This window comes from Janthinobacterium sp. SUN033, from assembly GCF_030397595.1.
Taxonomy (GTDB): Bacteria; Pseudomonadota; Gammaproteobacteria; order Burkholderiales; family Burkholderiaceae_D; genus Janthinobacterium; species Janthinobacterium kumbetense.
This window is the reverse complement of the sequence record NZ_JAPQNV010000006.1, coordinates 404,927-429,456: the sequence shown is the minus strand read 5'-3', so window position 1 is coordinate 429,456 and position 24,530 is coordinate 404,927. Positions and strand designations below refer to the sequence as shown.

At 65.4% G+C, this 24,530-nt stretch carries 21 protein-coding genes; 10 read left to right on the top strand and 11 right to left on the bottom strand.

The features are described from left to right. Positions 1 to 3: 3 nt before the first annotated feature. Together OX460_RS25295 and OX460_RS25290 are read left to right on the top strand one after the other, a co-directional pair. Positions 4 to 744, top strand: a complete 741-nt coding sequence (locus tag OX460_RS25295) for a lysophospholipid acyltransferase family protein (protein WP_034780186.1) — start codon at positions 4 to 6, stop codon at positions 742 to 744. Between the two features lie 44 nt (positions 745 to 788). Then, positions 789 to 1,712 carry a SprT family zinc-dependent metalloprotease gene (locus OX460_RS25290; protein WP_289900315.1) on the top strand — a complete coding sequence of 308 codons (924 nt, stop codon included), beginning with the start codon at positions 789 to 791 and terminating at the stop codon, positions 1,710 to 1,712. On the opposite strand, the gene waaA is transcribed toward OX460_RS25290, so the two are convergent. The 4 genes from waaA to OX460_RS25270 form a co-directional block, all read right to left on the bottom strand. Next, positions 1,709 to 2,986, bottom strand: a complete 1,278-nt coding sequence (waaA, locus tag OX460_RS25285) for a lipid IV(A) 3-deoxy-D-manno-octulosonic acid transferase (protein WP_289900314.1) — start codon at positions 2,984 to 2,986, stop codon at positions 1,709 to 1,711. The two genes, OX460_RS25290 and waaA, sit on opposite strands and share 4 nt — an antisense overlap. Before the next feature lie 18 nt (positions 2,987 to 3,004). Further along, positions 3,005 to 4,027 (bottom strand): lipopolysaccharide heptosyltransferase I, encoded by a 1,023-nt coding sequence (gene waaC / locus OX460_RS25280; protein ID WP_289900313.1) that lies wholly within the window; start codon positions 4,025 to 4,027, stop codon positions 3,005 to 3,007. A gap of 4 nt (positions 4,028 to 4,031) precedes the next feature. Then, positions 4,032 to 5,414 carry a phosphomannomutase/phosphoglucomutase gene (locus tag OX460_RS25275; RefSeq protein ID WP_251350298.1) on the bottom strand — a complete coding sequence of 461 codons (1,383 nt, stop codon included), beginning with the start codon at positions 5,412 to 5,414 and terminating at the stop codon, positions 4,032 to 4,034. A gap of 91 nt (positions 5,415 to 5,505) precedes the next feature. Continuing rightward, on the bottom strand, positions 5,506 to 5,814 hold the full coding sequence (locus tag OX460_RS25270; protein WP_289900312.1) for an H-NS histone family protein: 309 nt from the start codon (positions 5,812 to 5,814) through the stop codon (positions 5,506 to 5,508). Positions 5,815 to 6,265: 451 nt separating this feature from the next. Here OX460_RS25270 and OX460_RS25265 point away from each other — a divergent pair, with 451 nt between their 5' ends. From OX460_RS25265 to OX460_RS25235, 7 genes are all read left to right on the top strand, one after another. Further along, the gene (locus tag OX460_RS25265; RefSeq protein WP_289900311.1) at positions 6,266 to 7,105 is read left to right on the top strand and encodes a symmetrical bis(5'-nucleosyl)-tetraphosphatase; all 840 of its coding nucleotides are present in this window, start codon (positions 6,266 to 6,268) and stop codon (positions 7,103 to 7,105) included. Positions 7,106 to 7,198: 93 nt separating this feature from the next. Further along, entirely contained in the window at positions 7,199 to 8,119 is a 921-nt protein-coding gene (locus OX460_RS25260) for an AraC family transcriptional regulator (protein WP_251350296.1), read from the top strand. Positions 8,120 to 8,237: 118 nt separating this feature from the next. After that, entirely contained in the window at positions 8,238 to 8,792 is a 555-nt protein-coding gene (locus OX460_RS25255; protein WP_099376568.1) for a carboxymuconolactone decarboxylase family protein, read from the top strand. A gap of 1 nt (position 8,793) precedes the next feature. After that, positions 8,794 to 9,879 carry an acyl-CoA dehydrogenase family protein gene (locus OX460_RS25250; protein WP_289900310.1) on the top strand — a complete coding sequence of 362 codons (1,086 nt, stop codon included), beginning with the start codon at positions 8,794 to 8,796 and terminating at the stop codon, positions 9,877 to 9,879. Further along, positions 9,876 to 10,682: an ABC transporter ATP-binding protein gene (locus OX460_RS25245; RefSeq protein WP_289900309.1), complete on the top strand. Its 807-nt coding sequence runs from the start codon at positions 9,876 to 9,878 to the stop codon at positions 10,680 to 10,682. The genes OX460_RS25250 and OX460_RS25245 overlap by 4 nt, the downstream gene beginning before the upstream one ends. Before the next feature lie 16 nt (positions 10,683 to 10,698). After that, positions 10,699 to 11,943, top strand: a complete 1,245-nt coding sequence (locus OX460_RS25240; protein ID WP_289900308.1) for an ABC transporter substrate-binding protein — start codon at positions 10,699 to 10,701, stop codon at positions 11,941 to 11,943. Between the two features lie 2 nt (positions 11,944 to 11,945). After that, positions 11,946 to 12,710: an ABC transporter permease gene (locus tag OX460_RS25235; protein WP_034780216.1), complete on the top strand. Its 765-nt coding sequence runs from the start codon at positions 11,946 to 11,948 to the stop codon at positions 12,708 to 12,710. On the opposite strand, the gene OX460_RS25230 is transcribed toward OX460_RS25235, so the two are convergent. The 6 genes from OX460_RS25230 to OX460_RS25205 all read right to left on the bottom strand — a co-directional run bounded on the left by OX460_RS25230 (position 12,707) and on the right by OX460_RS25205 (position 17,385). Further along, the gene (locus OX460_RS25230) at positions 12,707 to 13,453 is read right to left on the bottom strand and encodes a lysophospholipid acyltransferase family protein (protein ID WP_251350291.1); all 747 of its coding nucleotides are present in this window, start codon (positions 13,451 to 13,453) and stop codon (positions 12,707 to 12,709) included. The two genes, OX460_RS25235 and OX460_RS25230, sit on opposite strands and share 4 nt — an antisense overlap. 87 nt (positions 13,454 to 13,540) lie before the next feature. After that, on the bottom strand, positions 13,541 to 14,842 hold the full coding sequence (locus tag OX460_RS25225) for a dihydroorotase (protein ID WP_289900307.1): 1,302 nt from the start codon (positions 14,840 to 14,842) through the stop codon (positions 13,541 to 13,543). A gap of 24 nt (positions 14,843 to 14,866) precedes the next feature. After that, positions 14,867 to 15,832: an aspartate carbamoyltransferase catalytic subunit gene (locus tag OX460_RS25220; protein WP_034780223.1), complete on the bottom strand. Its 966-nt coding sequence runs from the start codon at positions 15,830 to 15,832 to the stop codon at positions 14,867 to 14,869. Further along, positions 15,825 to 16,349, bottom strand: coding sequence for a bifunctional pyr operon transcriptional regulator/uracil phosphoribosyltransferase PyrR (gene pyrR / locus OX460_RS25215; protein WP_289900306.1), 525 nt, complete (start codon positions 16,347 to 16,349; stop codon positions 15,825 to 15,827). The genes OX460_RS25220 and pyrR overlap by 8 nt, the downstream gene beginning before the upstream one ends. A gap of 38 nt (positions 16,350 to 16,387) precedes the next feature. Beyond that, positions 16,388 to 16,771 (bottom strand): Holliday junction resolvase RuvX, encoded by a 384-nt coding sequence (ruvX, locus tag OX460_RS25210; protein WP_289900347.1) that lies wholly within the window; start codon positions 16,769 to 16,771, stop codon positions 16,388 to 16,390. An 11-nt stretch (positions 16,772 to 16,782) separates the two neighbouring features. Further along, positions 16,783 to 17,385 carry a YqgE/AlgH family protein gene (locus OX460_RS25205; RefSeq protein ID WP_034746689.1) on the bottom strand — a complete coding sequence of 201 codons (603 nt, stop codon included), beginning with the start codon at positions 17,383 to 17,385 and terminating at the stop codon, positions 16,783 to 16,785. A 386-nt stretch (positions 17,386 to 17,771) separates the two neighbouring features. Between OX460_RS25205 and OX460_RS25200 the strand changes: the two genes are divergently transcribed. Then, positions 17,772 to 19,235: a deoxyribodipyrimidine photo-lyase gene (locus OX460_RS25200; RefSeq protein WP_289900305.1), complete on the top strand. Its 1,464-nt coding sequence runs from the start codon at positions 17,772 to 17,774 to the stop codon at positions 19,233 to 19,235. 1 nt (position 19,236) lies between these two features. Here OX460_RS25200 and OX460_RS25195 read toward each other — a convergent pair whose 3' ends face one another. Next, positions 19,237 to 24,516 (bottom strand): Hpt domain-containing protein, encoded by a 5,280-nt coding sequence (locus OX460_RS25195; protein ID WP_289900304.1) that lies wholly within the window; start codon positions 24,514 to 24,516, stop codon positions 19,237 to 19,239. Positions 24,517 to 24,530: the final 14 nt, after the last annotated feature.

Sequence of the window (24,530 nt, the reverse complement as noted above, 5' to 3'; positions counted from 1 at the left end):
GCATTGCGTAATATTTCCCTGTTCCTGCGATCCCTGCTGTTCATGATCATCATGATCGTGGCCACCATCGTCTGGGCCTGCGTGTGCTTTTTTGCCGCGCCATTGAGCTACAACAAGCGCTATTGGGTCACCTCGCGCTGGAACGTGTTTATCCTGTGGTGTGCCAAGGTCATTTGCGGCATCCGCTATGAAGTCAAGGGCGCCGAGAACTTCCCCGATGCGCCGGCCATCGTGCTCTCGAAGCACCAGTCGGCCTGGGAAACCATCTTTTTGCTTCCCAGCCTGCCACGTCCGCTCGTATATGTGTTCAAGAAGGAGATTTTGTACATCCCCTTCTTCGGCTGGGCCATGGCGCTGCTGCGCATGATCCCCATCGACCGCAAGCAGGGCAAGCATGCGTTCAAGAGCGTGGTAGCCCATGGCAAGCGCCGCCTGGCAGATGGGCAATGGATTATCATGTTCCCTGAAGGCACCCGCATTCCCGTGGGCCAGACGGGCAAGTACAAGAGCGGCGGCACGCGTTTGGCTATCGCCACGGGCGCCGTGGTGGTGCCGATTGCGCATAATTCAGGCGAATGCTGGCCCAAGCAGTCATTCCTCAAACGCCCGGGACTGATCACCGTCTCGATAGGCAAACCGATTTCGCCGGAAGGGCAAACCCCGGACAGCATGATGCAACAGGTGGAAAATTGGATAGAATCAGAAATGCGCGTCATTTCGCCTCACGCCTACAACGCTGGCTAGACGGCATCAGCGCGGTCATCCAGGAGCCGACACTGCGCCAGCAGATGAAGACCATCAAGGTCGGCGACCAGCAACTGGATTTGTTCGCGCATGACGTCTCGACCAGCACGCCCCCGGCGGTGCGCCCCACGGCACCGCCAGCGCCGCCCGTGGCGCCACCGGTAGTGGCGCCCGCGCCCCCCATCATTCGCCCTGCCCCGCCTCCCCTGCCTTCCCCGCCACGCACCGCCGATGGTCCGCCGCTGCGCCAGCTGCAGCTGGGCAGCCACCTCGTCGAATTCGCCCTGCGCCGCTCCACGCGCCGTTCCATCGGCTTCATGATCGACGATAACGGCTTGCGCGTCACGGCGCCCAAGCGCGTCACCCTGGCCGAAATCGACAACGCCATCCGCGCCAAGCAAGGCTGGATCGTCTCGAAGCTGCTGGAGCGGGGCGAGCGCAAGGTGCAGCGCCAGCAGCGCCCGCCCGTGGCCTGGGTCGATGGCGCCGTGCTGCCCTACCTCGGCGGCGACATCACCTTGCGATTGCACCAGGCGCCGCGCCACCGCGCCAGCTTCCAGCGCGAGACGAATGAGCTGCACGTATGGGTCACGCCCACGGGCAGCGAACAGCAGTTGAAGGAAAAAGTGAAGGGATGGTTCCAACACGAAGCGCGCCAGCTGTTCGAGGCGCGCCTGGACGTGTATGCGGACAAGCTGGGCGTCCAGTACGATTCCTTGTCGCTGTCGTCGGCCGGCACGCGCTGGGGCAGCTGCACCATCGAGCGCAAGATCCGCCTGAACTGGCGCCTGATCCATTTCGCCCTGCCGCTGATCGACTACGTGGTGGCGCACGAACTGTCGCACCTGCTGGAAATGAACCACAGCCCCCGCTTCTGGGCCACCGTGGAATCGATTTATCCCGATTACGATGGCGCCAAGCAGGCGCTCAGAAAACGCTCGCAGGAATTACCAGTCCTGTTCAATTAAGCTGGCAGCAAAGGCTGGATCGCAGCGATCGTGCGCGGCGTGGCGCCCCGGTGCTGGCTGGCAAACGCCAGCGCTTTTTCTCCCATAGCCGCCAGACGCGCGGGATCCTGCAGCAGGGCCGCCGCCTGCGCCATCAGCGCGTCGGCGTCCGCCACCAGCGCGGCACCGCCTGCAGCAATCGCCTGTTCGGTCACCAGCGCAAAATTGAAGGTGTGGGGGCCGATCAGCACGGGCTTGCCCAGGGCCGCCGGCTCGATCAGGTTTTGCCCGCCCAGCGGCAGCAGACTGCCGCCCACGAAAGCGCAATCGCAGGCCGCGTAATACGCAAACATCTCGCCCATCGAGTCGCCCAGCAGCACCTGCGTGCCCGCCGCCACGGCATCGCCCTGCGCCAGGCCGGACCTGCGCTGCACGGCCAGGCCCTGCGCCGCGATGAGTTTTTCCACCTCGTCAAAGCGCTGCGGATGACGCGGTACGATCAGCAGCAACGCATTCGCGGGCAGGCTGACGCGGGTCAAGGCGTCGAGGATCAGCTGCTCTTCCCCTTCGCGCGTGCTGGCGCACAGCAGCACCGGGCGCTGGCCGATGGCGCCGCGCAGCCAGGCGCCTGTCGCCAGGGCCGCCTCGGGCACGACGACGTCGAACTTGATGCTGCCCGTGACCACCACGTCCTGCACACCCAGCTGACGTACGCGATCGGCGTCGTCCTGCGTCTGCGCCGCGACCAGGGTGATGCCGCGCGCCGCATCGGCGATGAGTTTACCCAGGCGCTGCGCCTTGCCCAGCGATCGCTGCGACAGGCGCGCATTGGCCAGCACCACGGGCACTTTGTAGCGATTGCATTGCTGGATCAGGTTTGGCCACACTTCCGTCTCCATCAGGATGCAGATGCGCGGCGCGAAATGGCGGATGAAACGGGCCGGCATGGCGCCCGTGTCATACGGCAGGTAGCTTTGCACAAGGCGCGCGCCGTGTTTCGCAAACAGTGCCTTGCCCGTGGCGCGCCCCGTCGGCGTCATGTGCGTGAGGACGATGCGGCACGCGGGCCATGCGGCCAGCAGCGCATCGATCAACGGCTCGGCCGCGCGCGTCTCGCCGACGGAGACGGCGTGCAGCCAGATGGTGTCGGGGGCAGGTGTGGCCTGGCGCCCGTAAAAGCCCAGGCGCTCGCCCCAGTGCCGGCGATAACCGGGTTCCTGGCGTCCGCGCAGCCACAGCCGCGCCAGCACCAGGGGCAAGGCCAGCCACCAGGCAAGGGTATAAAGAAGTCGCATATTTGTTTGATGTTGAAGTCAGGCGGGAGGGTGGTCGGCCAGCAGGCGCCGCGCCGCGGCCAGCACTTCCGGCACGCCGGGCGGCGCGCCTTTGTCGCCCAGGTTGATGATTCTCGGCGACCAGTTGCCTTCCGTTTTCCACAGCGGCGAATCGGCATAGATTTCCACCGTCGGACGCACAAAGGCGGCGGCGATATGCGTCAGGCCCGTGTCGACGCCGATCACCAGCGCCGCATGGCGCGCCAGCAGGGTGGCGTCGCCCATCGACAGCTTTGGCAGCAGGCGCGCGTTGGGCAGGCTGGCCGCCAGTTGTTCGGCTTCCGCCTTTTCCTTGGGCGAACCCCAGGGCAGCAAAATCGGCATGGGCGCGAGCGCGTGGCCCAGGGCGATCCAGTTCTCCCGCGCCCATTTCTTGGCGTCGCGCGCCGTGCCGTGGAAATACACGCAGTAGGGCGCCTCGCCCATCCAGTCCGGACGCGCTTCGCTGGCCGATACGTCCGGCAAGCCGAAATCGGCCGGCGTGTCGACCGTATAGCCGAGTGCCGCGCCGGCCACCAGGCGGCCGCGCGCTACCGCATGCGTACGCGGGTCGAGCGGAATGCTTTTCGTATGAAAAATGCGCGAGATGCCTTCGTAGCCGGAGCCTTCGCTGCCATTGGCCAGGCCGACTTTCTGTCCGCCCGGCGCCAGGCACGCGGCACCCATGATGATGCCCGTCTTGAGCAAGCCCTGGGTATCGAACACATAACCGTAGCGCGTCTGCCGCAGGCTGCGGAAAAAGGCAGCGATTTCCGCACGCGTTTCTTTCTTGCCCAGGCTCTTGCGCCAGCGCCGCAGCGCGAACGGGAAGATGGTACCCACGCGCTGGTTCAGGCGCACCAGGCTGACGTAACCCTCTTCGACCACCCAGTCGATGGTCGCATCCGGATAATGGCGGGCGATGTCCGCTACCATCGGCAGGTTATGCAGCACGTCGCCCAGCGAGGACACCCTCACCAGCAGGATTTTCAAGGGCGCCTGTGCGCCAGCTTGGCCGGCCATGCTGTCAGAACGGCAGCACAGCGTCTGGCTTGGCGGCCAGGATCACGCTTTTGAACTGTCCCTGGATGCGCGCCAGCGCTGCCGGCGTTTCCGCTTCGAAGCGCATGACGATCACCGGCGTGGTGTTCGACGAGCGGGCCAGGCCGAAGCCATCCGCGTATTCCACGCGCAAGCCGTCGATGGTGATGATCTGCTCATTGCCAGGGAAGACGGCGTCGCGGCGCAGCATGTCCATCAGCGCGACATTCTCGCCTTCCTTCAGCTCCAGGTGCAGTTCGGGCGTGCTGTCGGACTGCGGCAGGGAGTTCAGCAAGGCCGATGGATCGGCTTCGCGCGTGAGGATTTCCAGCAGGCGCGCAGCCGAATACAGGCCATCGTCGAAACCGTACCAGCGGTCCTTGAAGAAGATATGGCCGCTCATTTCGCCACCCAGCGGCGCACCCGTTTCGCGCAGCTTGGCTTTCACCAGCGAGTGGCCCGTCTTGTACATCAGCGGCACGCCGCCATGCTTGGTGATGTAAGGCGCCAGGTGGCGCGTGCACTTCACGTCATACAGAATCTGCGCGCCCGGATGGCGGGTCAGCACGTCGGCGGCGAACAGCATCATCTGGCGGTCGGGGTAGATGATCTGGCCATCCTTGGTGACCACGCCCAGGCGGTCGCCATCGCCATCGAAGGCGATGCCGATTTCCGCATCCGTCTCGGCCAGGCAGCGGATCAGGTCTTGCAGGTTTTCCGGATGCGCCGGATCCGGATGGTGATTCGGGAAATTGCCATCGACTTCACAGAACAGTTCGATGACCTCGCAGCCCATGCCGCGGAACAGGTCGCCCGCAAATGCGCCGGCCACGCCATTGCCGCAATCGACGGCGATCTTGATCGGGCGCGCCAGCTTGACGTCGCCCAGGATGCGCTCCAGGTAGGCGGCGCGGATATCATGCGTGGCATAGCTGCCTGGCGTGCTGCTGGCGCGGCCGTCGTGCGCGACGATGCTGTGGTACAGCGCCTGGATCGCTTCGCCGTGGATCGCTTCGCCGGCCAATACCATCTTGAAACCGTTGTAGTCGGGCGGATTGTGGCTGCCCGTGACCATGATGCCGGAGCGCGTGTCGAGCACATTCGTGCCGAAGTAGACCATCGGCGTGGCCACCACGCCCAGGTCGATCACGTCGACGCCTGCAGCTTGCAAGCCCTGCGCCAGCGCCGCCGTCAATTCCGGCCCAGACAGGCGGCCATCGCGGCCGATCACGACCCGCTGCTCGCCCTTGGCCAGGGCGGCCTGGCCAAATGCCTGACCGATCTTGTGGGCCACGCTGGCATCGAGGGTTTTAGCGATGATGCCGCGAATATCGTAGGCCTTGAAGATCGTTCTGGACAATGGAAGCATGGTGTGGGCGGTATAAAGAGGGTCAAATAGGGAGCCTGGCAAGGTGCAGCGCGGGGCTGACAGCTTGCTACTGCGCCAAGAGTATACCGAATTATACGCGCAGCAGATCGATCGACTTGCCCGATTCCACCCATTGCCTGACCCACAACGGCTGGCGGCCACGGCCTGTCCATTGCTCGGTCGCATTGTCAGGATGGCGGTAACGCACCGCGACTTTGCCCGTGCGCGGGTGCAAGCCGTCGAGTATCAGCTGTTTCAGCGGAATGCCCGCCTGCTGCGCGATGGCCATGATCTGTTCGCGCGCCTTGTTCAAGTCTTCGCGCTCGCGGCCGTTCAATTCCTGCTTGACATTATCTTCCAGCTTGCGCAATTCCAGTATCGTCATCGTTGACAGATCCATCCGGTATATCCTTTACATTAATTTAGATAATAAAATCACGTGGAATATACTACATTGCATAAACATCTGCGCAGCGTTGCATAATTCATCGCCTATTGAATCACCGCCATCGGCTTATTTATCTGCTCCATATTAAGATTCAATGAAAAACATCCCGAAAGTACGCGTAGAAAATAAATAAACATGGATGAGTGGCATTCCGGCAGCCTGCGCAGGCTGCTTGCAAGTCCAGCGTGGCGCGGCTATCCATTCCGATAAACGCGCTGGCGGATGATTATCGATATACGCCAGCGGGAAATGCCGCCCCATTAAATCTCCGGCAGCATAATCGGCATCCGCTTTTCTTCCCGCCGGCCGTGCACGCAATCGGGTACCGACCAGGAATGCCCCCAACGCCAAAGGGCAGGCATGCTTATAATGCAGGCGCGTAGTTCACTTCACCCCGGCACATATGAAAACTTACTTTATCGGCGATCTGCAAGGCTGCCATGCACAAACCATCGAACTGATCGAACGGATCCAGGCGGCAGCGAATGGCCCGTACCGCCTGCTGTTCGCTGGCGACCTGATCAACCGCGGCCCGGCCTCGCTGGCCACGTTGCGCCACGTGCACGCGCTGGCGCAGCAGGGTCTGGCCGACAGCGTCCTGGGCAACCATGACTTGCACCTGCTGGCCGTGGCTAACGGCATCCGCCCCGAGCATGCGTCCGATACGCTGGCCGAAATTCTCGACGCGCCCGACCGCGACGAGTTGATCAACTGGCTGCGCCAGCGGCCGTTGGCACTGGCACACGATGGCCACGTGCTCGTGCATGCGGGCTTGCTGCCACAATGGAGCGCGGCCCAGGCCCTGTCCCTGGGCGGGGAAGTGTCCGCGATGCTGCGCAGCGACGGCTGGGTGGCCTTCCTGCGCACCATGTACGGCAACGAGCCGGCCGCCTGGCGCGACGACCTGCAGGGCGCCGACCGGCTGCGCTGCATCGTCAACGCCATGACGCGGCTGCGCTTTTGCACGCCGGAAGGCGTGATGGACTTCAAGATGAAGGAGAGCGGCAGCCCGCCGCCGGGTTCCGGCCTGCTGCCCTGGTTCGACGTGCCGGGACGGCGCAGCGCCGGCGACACCATCGTCTTCGGCCACTGGTCGGCGCTGGGACTGCAGCTGCGGGAGCACCTGATCGGCCTCGATAGCGGCTGCGTCTGGGGTGGAAAACTGTCGGCCGTGTGCCTGGAAGACCGCTCGCTGCTGCAAGTCGCCTGCCCCGCCTTCCAGCAGCACAGCGGCAAGCGCTAAATGGCAAGCATGGCGCGCATATGCTTAGTCGAAATCGGTCGTTGGCCTTGCCGCGCGCAGCCCGTATGATGCAGCTTTTGCCTTTGCGATCCCATGCATCCTGATACCGACAGACTGGCGCGCTGGCTGCTCGGCAGCCTGGAACTCGACACCGCCGTCCTGCATGTGGGCCAGTACTGCGGCCGCTGGCGCGCCTCCACGGCGGGCCGGGAACTGGGCAGCTTTCACCTGGTACTCGATGGCCACTGCTATCTGCACCTCGACGGGGCGGCTCCGATTGCGCTCGGCCCGCGCGACGGCGTCTTCCTGCTGCGCGACTTGCCGCACTTCCTCAGCCCGCACAGCGACCCGCTGCAGGCGGTCAGCGCGCAAGCCATGCTGCCGCTGCAGTCGTCCACGGACCAGCCGGCGACGGCGCTGGCCTGCGGCTTCTTTCAATTTCGCGGCGCACTCTCCGCGCTGATCGTCGACTCCTTCCCGCCGTACCTGCTGATACGCGGCGACGCGCCCGCCTTCAACGCCGCTGCCGCGCTGTTCGACCTGATACTGGCGGAAGCCGGCGGCGACCCGGAACAACCGTCGCCGCTCATCGCGCGCCTGGTCGAACTGCTGTTCTTTTACCTGATACGCCATGTGGCGCAGGGCGAACAGGTGGCGGCCGGCCTGCTGTCGCTGCTGCACCGGCCCGCATTTTCGCCGCTGCTCGAACGCATGCTCGACGCCCCCGCCGACGACTGGTCGATCGAGAACATGGCCAAGGCCGCGTGCATGTCGCGCGCCAGCTTCTGCAAGCATTTCGCCAGCGCCAGCGGCCACTCGCCGGCACAGTTCCTGCTCCTGCTGCGCATGAAGATCGCCGCGCGGCGCCTGCACGATGGCGTCTCCGTCGAACGCGCGGCCGAACTGGTGGGCTACCGCTCGCACGCCGCCTTTACGCGTGCCTTCAAGCGGGTCACGGGCGAACAGCCAGGCGCCTACCGGCGCGACCAGCGCCAGCGCCAACTGGCCAGCTGAAATCAAGGATCGCACAATCGCAGACGAACGAGCACAAAAGGACGACGCTGACGTCTGTTACCTGCACGGCATGGCCGATATAATGCATGAGTGACTTACCAACTTAGCAAGGTACCCCATGTCCCGTCTGACGCTGCACACTCTCGATACCGCCCCGGCCGATAGCCGCCCCTTCGTGGAAAAGGCCATCGCCAACAATGGCTTCCTGCCCAACCTGATCGGCGTGCTGGCCAATGCCCCGCTGGCCCTGGAAACCTATCTGACCGTCTCCGGCATCAATGCGCGCGCCAGCCTGACGTTAATGGAACGCGAGGTGGTGCAGATCACGGCCGCGCGCATCCACGGCTGCGATTTCTGCATCGCCGGCCATAGCGCCATCTCGCTGAAAAAAGCGGGACAGACACCGGACACGGTGCGCGCCCTGCAGCATGGCCAGCCGACGAACGACGCCAAGCTGGACGCCGTCGCCGCCTTCGCCACGGCCGTCATCGCCACGCGCGGCGCCGTCAGCGACGCCGAATACCAAACATTCCTGGCGGCCGGCTACAACGAGCAGCAGGCGCTGGAAGTGGTGCTGGGCATCAGCCTGGCGACGCTGTGCAATTTCTCCAACAGCCTGGCCGGCACGCCCGTCAATCCGCAATTGACGCCCTACCTGCCTGGCGCCGTCTGACATGGGCCACCTCAATCACTGGCTGCACACGCATGCCGACCAATTGGACCAATCGTCGCAGCTGGCTGAAACCATTTTGCCGGCCCTCGCTGGCGACCAGTTGCTGGCCATCGGCGTGCCGCAGGAACACGGCGGCGCGGGCGGCGACGTACGCGACGCCATCGACGCCATCGCCAAAGTTGCCGAGCAATCGGTGACGGCGGCCTTTGTTTTCTGGGGCCAGCGCTGCTTCATCGAATTCCTGCTGCAAAGCGGGAACCGCGCGCTGGCCGAGCGCCGCTTGCCCGGCCTGCTGGCAGGCACGCAGGCCGGTGCCAGCGGCCTGTCGAACGCCATGAAATTCTTGTCGGGCATCGAGCAACTGCAAATCACGGGCGCGCGCCAGGAAGACGGCTTGCTGGTCGACGGCGGCCTTGCGTGGGTGACGAACTTGCGCAAAGCGGGCTTTGTCGCGGCCGCCGCCGTGGCGCCGAACGATGGCTCGCCGCCCGTCATCGTCGCCTTCGACAGCGGCACGGCAGGCGTGCAGCGCAGCGACGACCTGGACCTGGTCGCCCTGCGCGGCAGCAATACGGCTTCCGTCAAGCTGGCGCAGGTGCACATCCCCGCCGCGGACATCATCAGCGACAATGCGCCGGCCTGGCTGCCGCAGGTGCGCCCATCGTTCCTCGGCATGCAGTGCGGCCTGTCGATTGGCCTGGCGCGCGCCAGCCTGGCCAAGGCGGCGCAGATTTCGGCCGGTTCGCGCAACGCGCTCACGCCACGCATCGAAGCGCTGCAAGCGACCCTGGAGGCCGCCGTCGCCACCTTGCTGGCCGGCGTGCACGATGGCCGCTTCAAGGCGCAGGCGCCGGCCATGTTCCGCCTGCGCATACAGCTGGCCGACGTGCTGCAGCAGGCGCTGATGCTGGAACTGCAAGCCATGGGCGGGCGCGCCTACCTGAACGCCGAGCAGCAGGGCTTTGCCCGCCGCTGGCGCGAATCGTCGTTCATCCCCATCGTCACCCCCAGCCTGACGCAGTTGCAGGCAGCCTTGCAGCTGTTCGACAGCCAGCAGGCGGCCAAGGCGGCGGGAGCCCCGGCATGACGGCAGCGGTGGAAACGCAAGACTGGGCGCTGCAGGCGCAGGACCTGAGCTATGCCTATCCGGGCAGGGCGCCCGTGTTCCAGCACGTCTCGCTGGGCGTGCGCAAGCGCGAAATCGTCTGCCTGCTGGGCGGCAGCGGCTGCGGCAAATCGAGCCTGCTGCGCGTGCTGGCCGGCTTGCAGCCGCCGTCCACGGGCGCCATTCAATTCCTCGACGCGCCCATGCGCGAACCGGATCCGCGCAGCGCCCTCGTCTTCCAGCAGGCGAGCCTGCTGCCCTGGCTGAACGTCACGGGCAACGCCGGTTTTGGCCTGGACTTCAAGCACCAGCCGCAACTGACGCGCGAGGCGCACCAGGCGCGCGTGGCGCAAGCCATCGAGGCGGTGGGCTTGAAGGGCCGCGAAAAGCTGTATCCATCCGCGCTGTCGGGCGGCATGGCGCAGCGCGTGGCCCTGGCGCGCGCGCTGGCACGCGAACCGGAACTGCTGTTCGCCGACGAGCCGTTTTCCGCGCTTGACGCCATCACGCGCGCCGAGATGCAGTCGCTGCTGGTCGACGTGGTGCACCGCTGGCACACGGCCGTGCTGCTCGTCACGCACGATATCGACGAAGCCATCCTCGTGGCCGACCGCATCCTGCTGATGGGCGGCAAGCCGGGCAACATCGTGCGCGAATGGCCCGTCGCCATCGCCCAGCCCCGCATCGGCCACAGCGCCGACGTCATCGCCCTCAAGATGGACATCCTCGACGCCCTGCAGGCGCTGCAAAAGCAAGACCAGCAGCCAGCCTTCGCCCCCCTATAACCAATCGGAGCACTTCATGTCCCTCCCAGAAAATAACACCCCCCTGCATATCTGCGCCTCGTCCGATTGCGACTGCGGCCTGACGCGGCGCGACTTCCTGCGCATGTCGGCCCTGGCCACGGCCAGCGTGGCTTCTCCCCTGCTGTTCGCCGGCGACGCCATGGCCCAGCAAGGCCCGAAAGGCGACGACCAGCCCGTGAAAATCGGCTACCTGCCGATTACCGACGCCACCCCGCTGCTCGTCGCCCACGCCCGCAAGCTGTTTGAAGCGGAAGGCCTGCAGGCGGAAACGCCTCGCTTGTTCCGCAGCTGGGCGCAAATCATCGAAGCCTTCGTCGCCGGCCAGGTCAACGTCATCCACCTGCTGTCACCGGCCACCCTATGGGTGCGCTACGGCGCCAAGTTCCCCGCGAAAGTCGTCGCCTGGAACCACGTCAACGGTTCCGCGCTGACGGTGGCCAACGAGATCAACAAGGTCTCCGACCTGGGCGGACGCACGGTCGCCATCCCGTTCTGGTACTCGATCCACAACATCCTGCTGCAGCAGATCCTGTCCTCCAACGGCCTGACCCCGGTCACGCGGGCGCGCAATGCGGCCATCAAGCCGAATGAAGTCAACCTGATCGTGCTGGCGCCGGCCGAAATGGTCTCGGCACTGGCCAGCAAGTCAATCGCCGGTTACATCGTGGCCGAACCGTTCAATGCGGCGGCGGAAAACGCCGGCATCGGCAAGATCCTGCGTTTTTCGGGCGACGTGTGGAAAAACCATGCATGCTGCGTCACCTTCCTGTCCGAGCGCGACATCAACACGCGCCCCGAATGGGCGCAGAAGGTCACCAACGCCATCGTCAAGGCGCAGTTGTGGACGCGCTCGAACCAGGTCGACACGGCCAAGCTGCTGTCGAACGTGGGCGAGCACCGCTACACGCCGCATCCGCTGCAGGTGCTGACCAAGGTGTTGGCCACCACCGATTACGCCGGCTATGAAAAGCAGGGCCTGATCGTGCACAAGAACTGGCAGCAGCGCCGCATCGACTTCCAGCCATATCCGTTTGCCTCGTACACGGAAGAACTGGTGCGCGCCATCGGCCGTACCAAGGTCGAAGGCGATACGCGCTTCCTGGCCAACCTCGATCCGAAGTTCGCCGCGCGCGACCTGGTCGATGACCGCTTCGTGCGCAAGGCCATCACGGCAGTCGGCGGCCCAGCCGCCTTCGGCTTGCCGGCCAACCTGCTGCGCAGCGAAACCGTGGCGGTCTGACGATGGCAAGCAAGTTGTTCACGAAGTTCGGCCTGCCCCTGGTGGGGCTGGCCTGTGCCTTGCTGCTGTGGTCCATGGGCGTGACGGCACTGGAGAAATCCACGCCCATCGCCACCGCCTTCGCGCCCTTGCCCACGGCGCTGGCGTTCCAGGAGATGGTGGGCGGTTCGGATATCTGGCTGCACGTGGTATTGAGCCTGCAACGGGTGGCCGTGGGCCTGGGACTGGCGATCGTCATCGGCGTGCCGCTGGGCGTGCTGGTGGCCATGTCGAAGAGCTTTTCCGGTGCGGCCATGCCGCTGTTCCAGTTGCTGCGCATGATTTCGCCGTTGTCGTGGATGCCGATCGCCGTGATGGTGCTCGGCGTCGGTGATGCGCCCGTGTACTTCCTGCTGGCGTTTGCGGCCGTCTGGCCGATTTTGCTCAATACGGCGGCCGGCGTGGCGCGGCTCGATCCGAACTGGCTGCTGCTGGCACGCAGCCTGTCGGCCACGCGCAGCGAAATCGTCTTCAAGGTGATTTTACCGGGCATCACGGCCGATATCCTGACGGGCGTGCGCCTGGCCATCGGCATCATCTGGATCGTGCTGGTGCCGGCGGAAATGCTGGGCGTGTCGGCGGGTCTCGGTTACTTCATCCTCGATACGCGCGACCGCCTCGCGTATTCGGAGCTGATGGCCGCCATCGTGCTGATCGGCATACTCGGGTTTATCCTCGACTACCTGGCCCGCGCCGCGCATGCGCGCTGGCTGCACGTCAAAAACTAGGCGGTCTTTTCCAGCGGCAGCGCGGCGGCCACCGCCGCCTGCGTTGCCGTCGCCAGTTCGCGCCGGTGCGCATCGAGCGTCGCCACTGGCGCCAGACAGGTCAGGCGCGCCGTGATGGGCGGGCCGCTCAGAATCGCCACCATGCTTTGCGCAAAGCTCATCTCGCCGATGAAGTCGACGGCGTGGTGCAAGGCTCCCTTGTCATCCACATACACGAGCGCGAACGGCTGCACCGGCACTTGCGCGTCGATGGCCGCCTCGAACAGGTTGGCGTGAAACGGCAGTATCTGTCCTTGCGCGGCGGTCGTGCCTTCGGGGAAGAACGCAATGCGCTCGCCCGCCGTCAATTTATCCACCAGGCCCTGGAAGATCAGGCGCAAATCGCGCTTGCTGCCGCGCGAAATGAAGATGGTGCCGGCGCGTCCCGCCAGCCAGCCCAGGATAGGCCAGGCGCGGATTTCCGCCTTGGCGACGAAACGGCAAGGGTGCACGGCATTGATGACGAAGATATCGAGCCACGACACGTGGTTCGCCACCACCATCGCATGGTCGAGCGCCGGCACGCTGTCCGCCGGCTGCGCCACGTGCACGCCGCAGATATCGAGCAGCTGCGTCGACCAGCGGCGGATGCGCCGGTTCCGCCCCTCCAGGTCCAGCCAGGGAAAGAGCACGGCGCTCTTGGCCATGCCGCAGCTCAGGTGAATGGCGATGCGCGCGAGGCGGTAGGTAAGCAGAAGTTTCAAATCACACCAACAAATAAACCAGAACCGAAATCCGGGAGCAGACAAGGGATGCCGGGGCAGCGTGCCCCGGTCCACGGATCTGATTTTTTAACGCTGAAACGCCACCTGTCCGGCGACGATGGTCGCCTTGACGATGCCGCTCAGCTCATAGCCGAGGAAAGGCGTATGCTTGCCCTGGCTGGCCAGCGAGGCCGACGACACGGTCCAGCGCGCGGCGGGATCGAAGACGCAGATGTCGGCCACTTCGCCCACGGCCAGGCTGCCGGCAGGGATGCCGGCGACACGGGCCGCGTCGGCCGTGACCTTGGCCACGGCGCGCGCCAGCGGACGGGCGCCCGCCTGCGGCTGCGCCAGCGCATAGTCGTCGGCCCATTTCAGGGCCAGCGACAGCAGCAGTTCCAGGCCAGTGGCGCCGGGCGACGCTTCGCCGAACGGCAGCAATTTTTCATCGTCGTCGACGGGCGTGTGGTCCGAGCACATGGCGTCCACGGTGCCGTCGAGCAGGCCGGCGCGGATCGCATCGCGGTCGCGCTGGCTGCGGAACGGCGGCGTGACCCTCGCGTTCGGGTCGAAGAAGCCGATATCGGCGTCCGTCAGGTGCACATGGTGCACGCCCACGTCGCAGGTGACAGGCAAGCCTTCGGCCTTGGCCGCGCGGATCAGTTCCAGGCCCGCCGCCGACGAGATGCGGCACAGGTGCACGCGCGCGCGGCTGGCGCGCATCAGCTCGAAAATCGTGTGCAGCGCGATGGTTTCGGACATCACGGGCACGCCAGACAAGCCCAGGCGCGATGCCAGCGGGCCGCTGTGGGCGATGCCGCCGCGGCCGATGTGCGGGTCTTGCGGGCGCAGCCAGACCGTGTAGCCAAAGGTGTTCGCGTACTGCATCGCGCGCAGCAGCACGGTGGTGTCTTCGATCGGCTCTTCCGCCTGCGCGAAGCCGATGCAGCCCGCTTCCGTCAGTTCCGCCATTTCCGTCAGCGACTTGCCCTTCAAGCCCATGGTCAGTGCGCCCAGCGGATGCACGTGCGCCTTGTTCTGCGTCTTGGCGCGGTATTTCAGCATTTCCACCAGGCCCGGCTCGTCCAGCACGGGGTCGGTGTCGGGCGGGCATACCAGGCTCGTGACGCCGCCTTGGAGAGCCGCCTGCAATTCCGATTCCAGGGTCGCCTTGTATTCGTAGCCCGGCTCGCGCAGGCGCGCGGACAGGTCGACCAGGCCGGGGGAAACCACCAGGCCGGCCGCGTCAAACGTGGTGTCGGCCTTGAAACCGGCCGGGGCGCTGCCCACGGCCAGCACCTTGCCGTCGGCGATAAACAGGTCTTGCAAGCCATCGATGCCGTTGGCAGGGTCGATCAGGTGGCCGTTCTTGATATGTAGTGTCGTCATGCTCGCTTACTCGTCCTTGGGCTATCAGCCCTGATTACCAGCCAAAATACTCATCACCGCCATGCGCACGGCGATACCGAAGGTCACCTGAGGCAGGATCACCGCCTGCGGACCGTCGGCCACGGCCGAATCGATTTCCACGCCGCGGTTCATCGGGCCCGGATGCATGACGATGGCGTCCGGTTTCGCCAGCGCCAGGCGCTCGGGCGTCAAGCCATAGCTCTTGAAGTATTCCTGTGCCGACGGCAGCAGCGCGCCGCTCATGCGTTCATTCTGCAGGCGCAGCATGATGATCACGTCGACGCCCTTGAGGCCTTCATCCATGTTGGTGAAGGTGCGCACACCCATCTGCTCCAGGCCGCCCGGCAGCAGGGTGTGCGGGCCGATGGCGCGCACTTCCGGCACGCCCAGCGTGGTCAGCGCGTGGATGTCGGAACGGGCCACGCGGCTGTGCAGGATGTCGCCCACGATGGCCACCGTCAAGTTGGTGAAATCCTTCTTGTAATGGCGGATCGTGTACATGTCGAGCAAGCCCTGGGTCGGGTGCGCATGGCGTCCGTCGCCCGCGTTGACAACGTGGACGTGCGGCTGCCTGGTGTCGATCAGGTGCTTGGCGATCAGGTAGGGCGCGCCCGACTGCGCGTGGCGTACGACAAACATGTCGGCATGCATGGCCGACAGGTTGTCGATGGTGTCGAGCAGGGACTCGCCCTTGCTGGCCGATGACGCCTGGATGTTCAGGTTGATGACGTCGGCCGACAGCCTTTTTGACGCGATCTCGAAGGTGGTGCGGGTGCGCGTGGAGTTTTCAAAGAACAGGTTGAAAACGCTCTTGCCGCGCATCAGCGGGACCTTTTTCACATCGCGGTCGGAGATGCCGACGAACGAGGAAGCGGTATCGAGGATGTGGTTGACGATAGACTTCGGCAAGCCTTCAATCGTCAGCAGATGTTGCAGTTCGCCGTGTTTATTCAGTTGCGGATTAAGCATGGTGGTTATCTATGGTGAGCGTGAATTTTCCATCGTCGGCTTGCTTCAGGACCAGGGCCTGGCCCGGCGGCACGGCTGTGAAGGCGGCCACGAAATCGGCGGCCACCGGCAACTGGCGTTCGCCGCGGTCGACCAGGGCGGCCAGCATGATCTTGGCCGGGCGGCCATAGTCGAACAATTCGTTGATGGCCGCGCGCGTGGTGCGGCCCGTGTACAGCACATCGTCGACCAGCAGGATGGTGGCGCCGGCCACGTCAAAGCTGATTTGCGTCGGCTTGACGTCCGCATGCAGGCCCTTCTGGGCGAAGTCGTCGCGGTAGAACGAGACATCGAGCACGCCCAGGCGGTCGAGCAGGTTCAGGTCGCGTGCCAGGCGTTCAGCCAGCCAGGCGCCGCCCGAATGGATGCCGACGATGGCCACGTTGGGGATGCCCGCCAGGCCGCTCTGCACCTGTTGCAGCAAGACCGCGTACAGGGCCTCGGCGTCGAGTTGGGAAGGATTCGTAGGATGCGGCATAGGGTTCTTGATCATTCAGGAATGGGTCAAAGGTCAGATTAATAATTCGCGTCGAAATACTGTTGCAGGATGACGGCGGCGGCACGGTCATCGATGACTTCACCGCGCCTGGCGGCGATGACGGCCGATGAATAACGCTCGTCGACCAGTTCCACCGGCAGGTTGAAGCGGCCATGCACCTGGTTGGCGAAACGGCGGCAGCGCGCGCTCATCTCGTGTTCCGTGCCATCGGGATGGCTGGGCAAGCCCACCACGATGCGGCTCGCGCCCCACTCCCTGATCAGGCTATCGATGGCAGCAAACTTCGGCTCATTCGCCGTGGCCGTGATCACGCTGAGCGGCTTGGCCTGGCAAATCATGGTATTGCCGATGGCCACGCCGATGCGTTTCAAGCCGAAATCGAAGGCGAGGATGGTGTCGATGGCGTCACCGCTCATGCGTGGCCAGCCTCGCTGGCGAGCATGAGCGGATCGATACCGAGCAACTTGATGGCCGCCACGTAGCGCTGCTCGATGGGGAAATCAAACAGGATGTCGGCCGAGGCGCCCACCGTCAGCCAGCCGTTGCGGCCGATCTCGTCTTCCAGCTGGCCCGGACTCCAGCCCGAGTAGCCGATCGAGACCAGCATGCGCTCGGGACCATCGCCCTTGGCGACGGCTTCGAGCACGTCGATCGAGGTGGTAAACGCCACTTCATCGGTCACCGTCAGCGACGAGGAATAGCGCGCGCCCGGCGTATGCAGCACGAAGCCGCGGTCGTCCTGCACGGGGCCGCCGAACATGATCGGTTCGTTGATGATGGGCGTGTCGCTGCCGGCCGCCAGTTTCAGGTCGATGCGGTCGAACAGCACTTCCATGGTCATGTCGGTGGGCTTGTTGATGACGACGCCCAGCACGCCGTTTTCATTATGTTCACACACGTACACGACCGTGCCGCCGAAGATCGGATCTTGCATGGCCGGCATCGCAATGAGGAAATGGTTGGCCAGATTCAGGGTGGAGGAACCGGTCGCAGCCGGCTCTCCCACACCCTGCATCAAACGATGTCCTGGTAGAGTCTGGTCGATTTTACTCTTTTTCATACGCGATGCTCTCTCTGTGGGCTTGCTGGCAAGTCTCGCTTACCCCGCTATCGTACGCCTGGCACCTCCTGCCGCGAATGTTGGGCGGCGAGAGCCGTGTTGCCAGGCGCTATTCTTGTTATGTTATAAATTAATGGTCAATTCGCTTTGCCTGCAGGCGCATTTCAATGCCAATTGTAAAATTGATTGCAAAATCGCTGTCGCACATAAAGCACCACGAACATACCCGGTAGTTTACACTGAATTGCCGCCGCAGCGACGCCAAAGGCGCGACCCGAGCGGCGATAAAGCCCCGTTGGCGGCAAAAAATGGCCTATCTTTGACCCTGAACACGCGAAATAATGACAATCAAGACTTCCCTGGTGTGGTTCCGGCGCGATCTGCGCGCGTTTGATCATGCTGCACTGCATCACGCCCTGCGCCAGAGCCAGGCCGTGCATTGCGTCTTCGTATACGACACCGCCATCCTGGCGGCCCTGCCGCGCCGCGACCGGCGGGTCGACTTCATCCATTCCAGCCTGGCCGAGCTGGCTGGCGAGCTGCGCCAGCTGGGCGGCGACCTGATCGTGCTGCACGCGGACGCGGCCGAAGCCATCCCGCGCCTGGCCGCCGAATTGAACGCCGACGCCGTCTTTGCCAACCACGACTACGAACCGCAGGCCATCGCGCGCGACGCCACGGTGGCCGCCGCGCTCACGCGCGATGCGCGCCTGTGGTTCAGTTTCAAGGACCAGGTGATCTTTGAAAAGGACGAAGTGCTGACGCTCTCGGCCAAGCCGTATACCGTCTACACGCCGTACAAGAATGCCTGGCTGAAGAAAATGCGCGCGGAACCCGGCTGCCTGGCGCCCTTCGCTATCGAGCCGCATGCGGCCAGCCTGGCGCCGCCGCGCGCCGGCACACCGGTGCCCCTGCCCACCTTGGGCGAGCTGGGTTTCGAACCGAGCAACCTGGCCGAGCTGGCCATTCCCACCGGCATGTCGGGTGCCAGCACGCTGTTCGAGGATTTCCTGCCGCGCGTGGCTCGCTACGACGTGGCGCGCGATTTCCCCGCCCTGAAGGGACCGTCCTACCTGTCCATGCATCTGCGCTTCGGCACCGTGTCGCTGCGCTACCTGGTGCGCACCATCGTCGACCTGATGGATAGGGGCGGTGGCGGCGATGGCGCGCCCGTGTGGCTGGCCGAACTGATCTGGCGCGATTTCTACGCGATGATTTTGTACCAAAACCCGCACGTGGAAGGCGGCGCCTTCAAGCCGGCCTACGACGCCATCGCCTGGGAAACGGGTCCCGAAGCCGATGCCGCCTTTGCCGCCTGGTGCGAGGGACGCACCGGCTATCCGCTGGTGGACGCGGCGATGGCGCAACTGAACCAGACAGGCTATATGCACAACCGCCTGCGCATGGTCACGGCCTGCTTCCTGATCAAGGACCTGGGCATCGACTGGCGCCGCGGCGAAGCGTATTTCGCGCTGCACCTCAATGACTTCGACCTGGCGTCGAACAACGGCGGCTGGCAATGGGCTTCGTCGTCCGGCTGCGACGCCCAGCCCTACTTCCGCATCTTCAATCCGATCACGCAATCGGAAAAATTCGATGCCAGCGGGCGCTTCATCCGCCGCTACCTGCCGCAGCTGAAGGCGCTGGGCGACAAGGAAATCCACGCGCCCTGGCTGGTGCCGCGCATGCTGCTCGAGCAAAAAAACATCGTGCTGGGGCGCGACTATCCGGAACCGCTGGTACAGCACGACGAGGCGCGCAAGGAGACCCTGGAGCGTTATGCCGTGGTGAAGGTGGTGGCGTAGGTCAAGATTCGGTCAACAAGCGCCCCACTTCCGCCAGCAATTCCTCTTCCTGGAACGGCTTGCCGAAATACGCATTCACGCCCAGCTCGAACGCATGTGCGCGGTGTTTGTCGGCGCTGCGCGAAGTGATCATGATGACGGGGATGGCGCGCGTCTTGTCGTCGCTGCGCACATTGCGCGTCAAGTCAAAACCATCCATGCGCGGCATCTCCACGTCGACCAGCAGCAGGGCCGGCATGGCAGCCGGCTCCAGCGCATGCAACTGCTCCAGCGCATCGACGCCATCCTTGGCCAGCAGCACCTGGTAGCCTTCGCGCTCGAACAGGCGCTGCATCACGCGGCGCACCGTCAGCGAATCGTCGACCACCATCACGCGCACGGCCGGCACGGCCAGCGCGCTGGAAGCGGCATGCTGCTCGCTGCTGGCCAGCGCATATTGCGACAGCAGTTCCGGATGGTGCTCGAGGTGCTGCGCCAGCGCCACGGGGTTCAGGATCAGCACGATGTCGCCCGTGCCCAGCACTGTGGCGCCAGCAATGCCCGGCATGCGCGCCAGTTGCGGGCCCACGTGCTTGACCACCACTTCGCGGTTACCCAGCACGTCATCGACCTGCAAGGCCAGCCTGTCATTGCCATTCCTCAGCAACAGCACGGGCGCATAGCGCTGCGTGGCCTGCGCCGCCGGCGTCTCGCCCAGCATGGCCGACAGGTGGTGCAGCGCCAGCGACTGCCCGTGCGACTCGATGCGCCCGGCCGCCCGCACCTGCTCCAGCTGCTCGCCTTTCAGGTGCAGCACCTGCTCCACCAGCACCGATGGCAAGGCATACGTCTTGCCGTTCGCCGCCAGCAGCACCACCTGGGTGACGGCCAGGGTCAGCGGCAGGTGGATGGTGAAGCGCATGCCGAGGCCCGCCTGCGTCAGCGTTTCCACGCGCCCGCCCAGCGCCAGCGCTTCGGAGCGCACGATGTCCATGCCAAAACCGCGTCCGGCCAATTCCGTCAGGCTGTCGGCGGTGGAAAAACCGGGCGTGAAAATCAGCTCGGCCGCCTGCGCGTCGGTCAATGGTGCGTCCGTCGCCAGCAGGCCGGCGTCGTGCGCCTTGGCGCGGATGCGTTCCAGATCCAGCCCCGCGCCATCGTCGGAAAAGGCGATCGCCACTTCGTTGCCCTGCTGACTGACCTGCACCAGCAACTCGCCCGTTTCGTTCTTGCCCGCAACCAGGCGCGCGTCGCGCGGCTCGACGCCGTGCACGATGGCGTTACGCAGCAGGTGTTCGAACGGTGCCGCCATGCGTTCGAGCACGCTGCGGTCGATTTCCACGCCACCGCCTCGGATGTCGAGATTGACGCGCTTGTCGACTTCCTTGGCGCTTTGCCGCGCGACGCGGAACAGGCGTTCGGCGATGCTGGCAAACGGTACCATGCGGATCTGCATCAGGTCGCGCTGCAGCTCGCGCGTCAGCCGCGCCTGCAGCACCAGGTCGTCCGTCACCGCGTCGACGCTGTGGCTGAGGTTTTCATGGAAGGAGGCCACGTCGTTGACGCTTTCGGCCATCATGCGCGTGAGCTCCTGCAGGCGCGTAAAGCGGTCGAATTCGAGCGGATCGAAATCGCGCTCGCTGCCGACGGCCATGCGCGAGGCGATCTGCGATTCGGCCTGCATTTCCACCTCCCGCAGCTGGCGCCGCAAACGCGCCAGGTTGTCGGAAAACTCGGATAGGGAAGCGCCCAGCACGCCGACCTCATTTTCCATCTTCGAGCGCGTGATCGACACTTCGCCGGCCTGGTTCACCAGGCGGTCGAGAATATCGGCGCGCACGCGCACCAGGGCTGCCTTCGGTTCGGCGGCCGGCGTGTCTTCCATGCCCGGCAAGGGCAGCAAGGGCTGCTGCAACTGCTCGAACAGGTGCAGCGCATGGTCGTAATGGGCCAGCAATTCCTCGAAGGCCTGCGGCGTGGCGGTGCCCGCGTGCAGCATGTTTTCGATATGCGTCTCGATTTCATGCGCATGCTGGCCCAGGCGCATGGCGCCGGCCATGCGCGCGCTGCCCTTGACCGTATGCAGGGTGCGCAACAGCATCTGTGCCTGGCCGCTGTCGTGCGCCTGCTGCTGCCAACTGCGCAGCGCCTCGCCGATCTGCGGCAGCAGGTCGGCGCCCTCTTCCAGGAAGACGGACAATAAATCGAGGTCAAGTTCATCGCTGATGCCGGCGCTGGCCGCCAGCAGCGCGGCCGCATCGGCTGGCATGATGGCGGGCGCCGGCGCTTCCGGCGCCGCGTGCTCCAATGGCGGCGCGTGCTCGAAACCGGCGTCGAACAGGTCGTCGCTGGCGCCGCTGTCCTGCAACGGCGCTGGCAGAGGTACTTCGGCAGCAGCCGGCTGCAGCGCGTCGGCGACGATGCTGGCATACGTCGCCTCGAACAGGGTCTCGAGCTGCGGCACAGGAACCTCGGCCAGCGCGTCGGGCAGCGCTTCCGCAGGGTGCGCCGGTGCGCCGACGATGCTGGCGTAAGCGGCCGCAAACAGGGCGTCGAGCCGCTCTTCCTTGCTCTCGCCGGGCGCCGCCGTCAGGGCGCGCCACAGGGTGTTGAGCGCTTCGATCATGTCCGGCTGCGTTGGCGCCAGATCGCCCAGCGCAAACGCCTGCAGCATTTGCCCGATGCGCTGCGTGGCCTGCTCCAGCACGTCGTGCTGTTCGGCGCGCAGGCCGGCCAGCGGCGGCACCACCGTTTCGATCACCGTCTCGAGCGCATGCGCCAGGTCGCGCAGGGACTGGAAGCCGACCGTGCCCGACGTCCCCGCCAGGGTATGCACGGCTTGCAGCGCTTCCGCGCTGACGGCGCGCTGCTCATGACGCCATTCGCCGAAGTCGCGCGTGAGCACGCGCAGCAATTCATCCGTCTCGGCCAGGTAGATGTTGTACAAGGGAAGGCTGATGCGCAGTTCGCCCACGTGCTTGAGGTGATCGTCCGGCGCTTCGTGGAGCGCGGGCGCCGTGGCCAGGGGAAGGCCGATCACATTGCCATTGCCGGCCACGGGCGCGGCCGGGCGCGGCTTGCGCAATTCGAACGGACCGCCTTCGCGCACGCGTTCGGCCGCTGCCAGCAGCATGCCGGCCTCGCGCTCTCGCCCTGCGCCGCCTTCCAGTTCCGCCACCCATTCGCTGAGCTGGTACCAGCCGTAATTCAGCAGGGTAAACAGATCGTCGCTGACGGGTCGCGCTTCGGCCAGCCAGGTATTCATGACGCGCTCGATGGCGCCGGCCGCTTCGGCAAACTGCGCCAGGCCGATCATGCGGCTGCTGCCCTTCAGGGTGTGGAACGAGCGGCGCAGCATGGCCAGGTGGTCGCCGCTGGCGGCTTGCTCGCGCGGCAGGGCCAGCGTGGTGTCGACAAAGGCCAGCACTTCGCGCGCTTCGGCGATGAAGATGTCGAGCATCTCCGCATCGACATCGGTCACTGCCGGCACGGCATCCATGCCGGCAGGCGCGGCGGGCGCCAGGGCCTGGTCGAGCAAGGGTACGGGCACAGTGCCGGCGGCGGCGACTTTTTCAAATGGCAGGGCGCGGAAGGCGCCGGCGGCGGCGTCGAAATGGAAACGCCCGCTGGCCGCCTGCGCGTTACGGCCCAGCATGTCGACAAAAAATCCCAGCGCGCTGACATTTTGCGCGATCTCGTCGAGCGCCCCGGCGCGCGCCTCCGTATTGGCGTCGCCACCGGCCAGCTGCCGCACGGCCGCATCGACCTGCAGCACGGCGGCGCGCGCCTCTTCCTGTTCCAGCCCGGCCAACTGCTGCTGCAACTGCTCCAGCACGGGCGCGACGCCATCAAGTGCCCCCGCCTTCGCCCCCGCTGCATCCGCGTAATACGCATTGAGCACCTTTTCCACCTGGCGCAGGCCCGTCTTCATTTCCTCGGCCAGCGCGGCCACCGTCTGCCCCTGTTCGATCTGGCGCGACAGCTCGCCCGCCGTGACGGGCGGCGGCGCTTCGCCAGCCAGCAGCGCCTGCAGGCGCGCGGCGATGGTTTCCGCATTGCCGGCGAAATCGTCGGGCAGGCGGCGCACCTGCTCCAGGCCCGTGTCGGCAAACAGCAGCGCCATGCCGATTTCATTTTCCAGGGCCGCACTGCGTCCGCTGGCCACGGCTTGCCGCGCCACGGCCGCGCATTCGCGCAACAGGCTGGCCAGAGCCGGCTGCTTCAGGGACTCCGCATGCGCGGCCACCTGTTGCAGCGACGCGTCAAAATCCGTGCCCAGGGCGGGATCGAGGTCGGCTTGCGCCAGGCGGCTCCAGCTGGCACGCGCCTGCGCCAGTGCCTTGCGGGCGCCTTGCAAGGCATCCTGGTCGACCTGGCCGTAGCGCCGCGTTTCCAGATCGGCGGGCACCTGCCCGTCCAGGGCGAAGGCGGCACGCAGCTGGCGCGCCTCCGGCGTGAGCTCGGTGGCGGCGGCAATGAAGAACAGGGCGTCGCGCAGCATCGCTTCGGGCAGGCTGGCCGTGCCCTGCGCCAGGCGGCGCAACTGCAGATTGATCAGGCCGAACAACTGTTTGACGTTGAGCGTACCCATGCCCTCGCCGCTGGCCGCCAGCCCGGCAAACGCCTGCATGGCGAACCAGAAGGTGCGCGCCGGCGTTTCCTGCTGCGCATCGGCCACCAGCGTCAGGGTGGCGTGCAAGTCGCTCGCATGCTGGCGCCGCACCGCGTCATCCTGCGCCTTCAGGAAGGGCAGCAGGGACTTTTCGAAGCGCCCGCGCCAGGCCGGATAGTCGGCTACCGGCGGCGCGTTCGCCAGCGCGATCGCATGCCCTTCCAGCATCGACGCCGGCGGAAAGAACAGGTCGGCCGGGTGACTGCGCTCGGCGCCCAGCATGGTTTGCAGGTCTCGGTAGTAGGGAAACAAGCGCGTCGGCTGCGGCGGCGTGCCGGCCACCAGGTCTTCCAGGTATTCGGTCAGGGCTTGATACAGTTCGGCGACGACTTGCGCATGGTCCAGGGTGTATTCGAGGCTGCCGTCGCGAAAACGCGAAAGCGCCTGCTCCGCGCCGTCCGTCAGCAGGCTGGCGCCTGCCACGTCGACCATCACCAGTGCGCCATGCGCCTGGTGCAGATGCGAGCGCGCATGCTGCAGGGCCGTGGCGCGTTCCTCGCGCTCGCGGCCCCCCGCCTCGAACAAAGCTGTTTTCGAGCGGCCCAGCGCTTCGCGGATTTCCACCATCACCCACGACAAAGGTTCGCTGTCGAACGGCTTGGACTGCAGTGGACTATCAGGTGTGCTCATGCATGCCTCGGTAA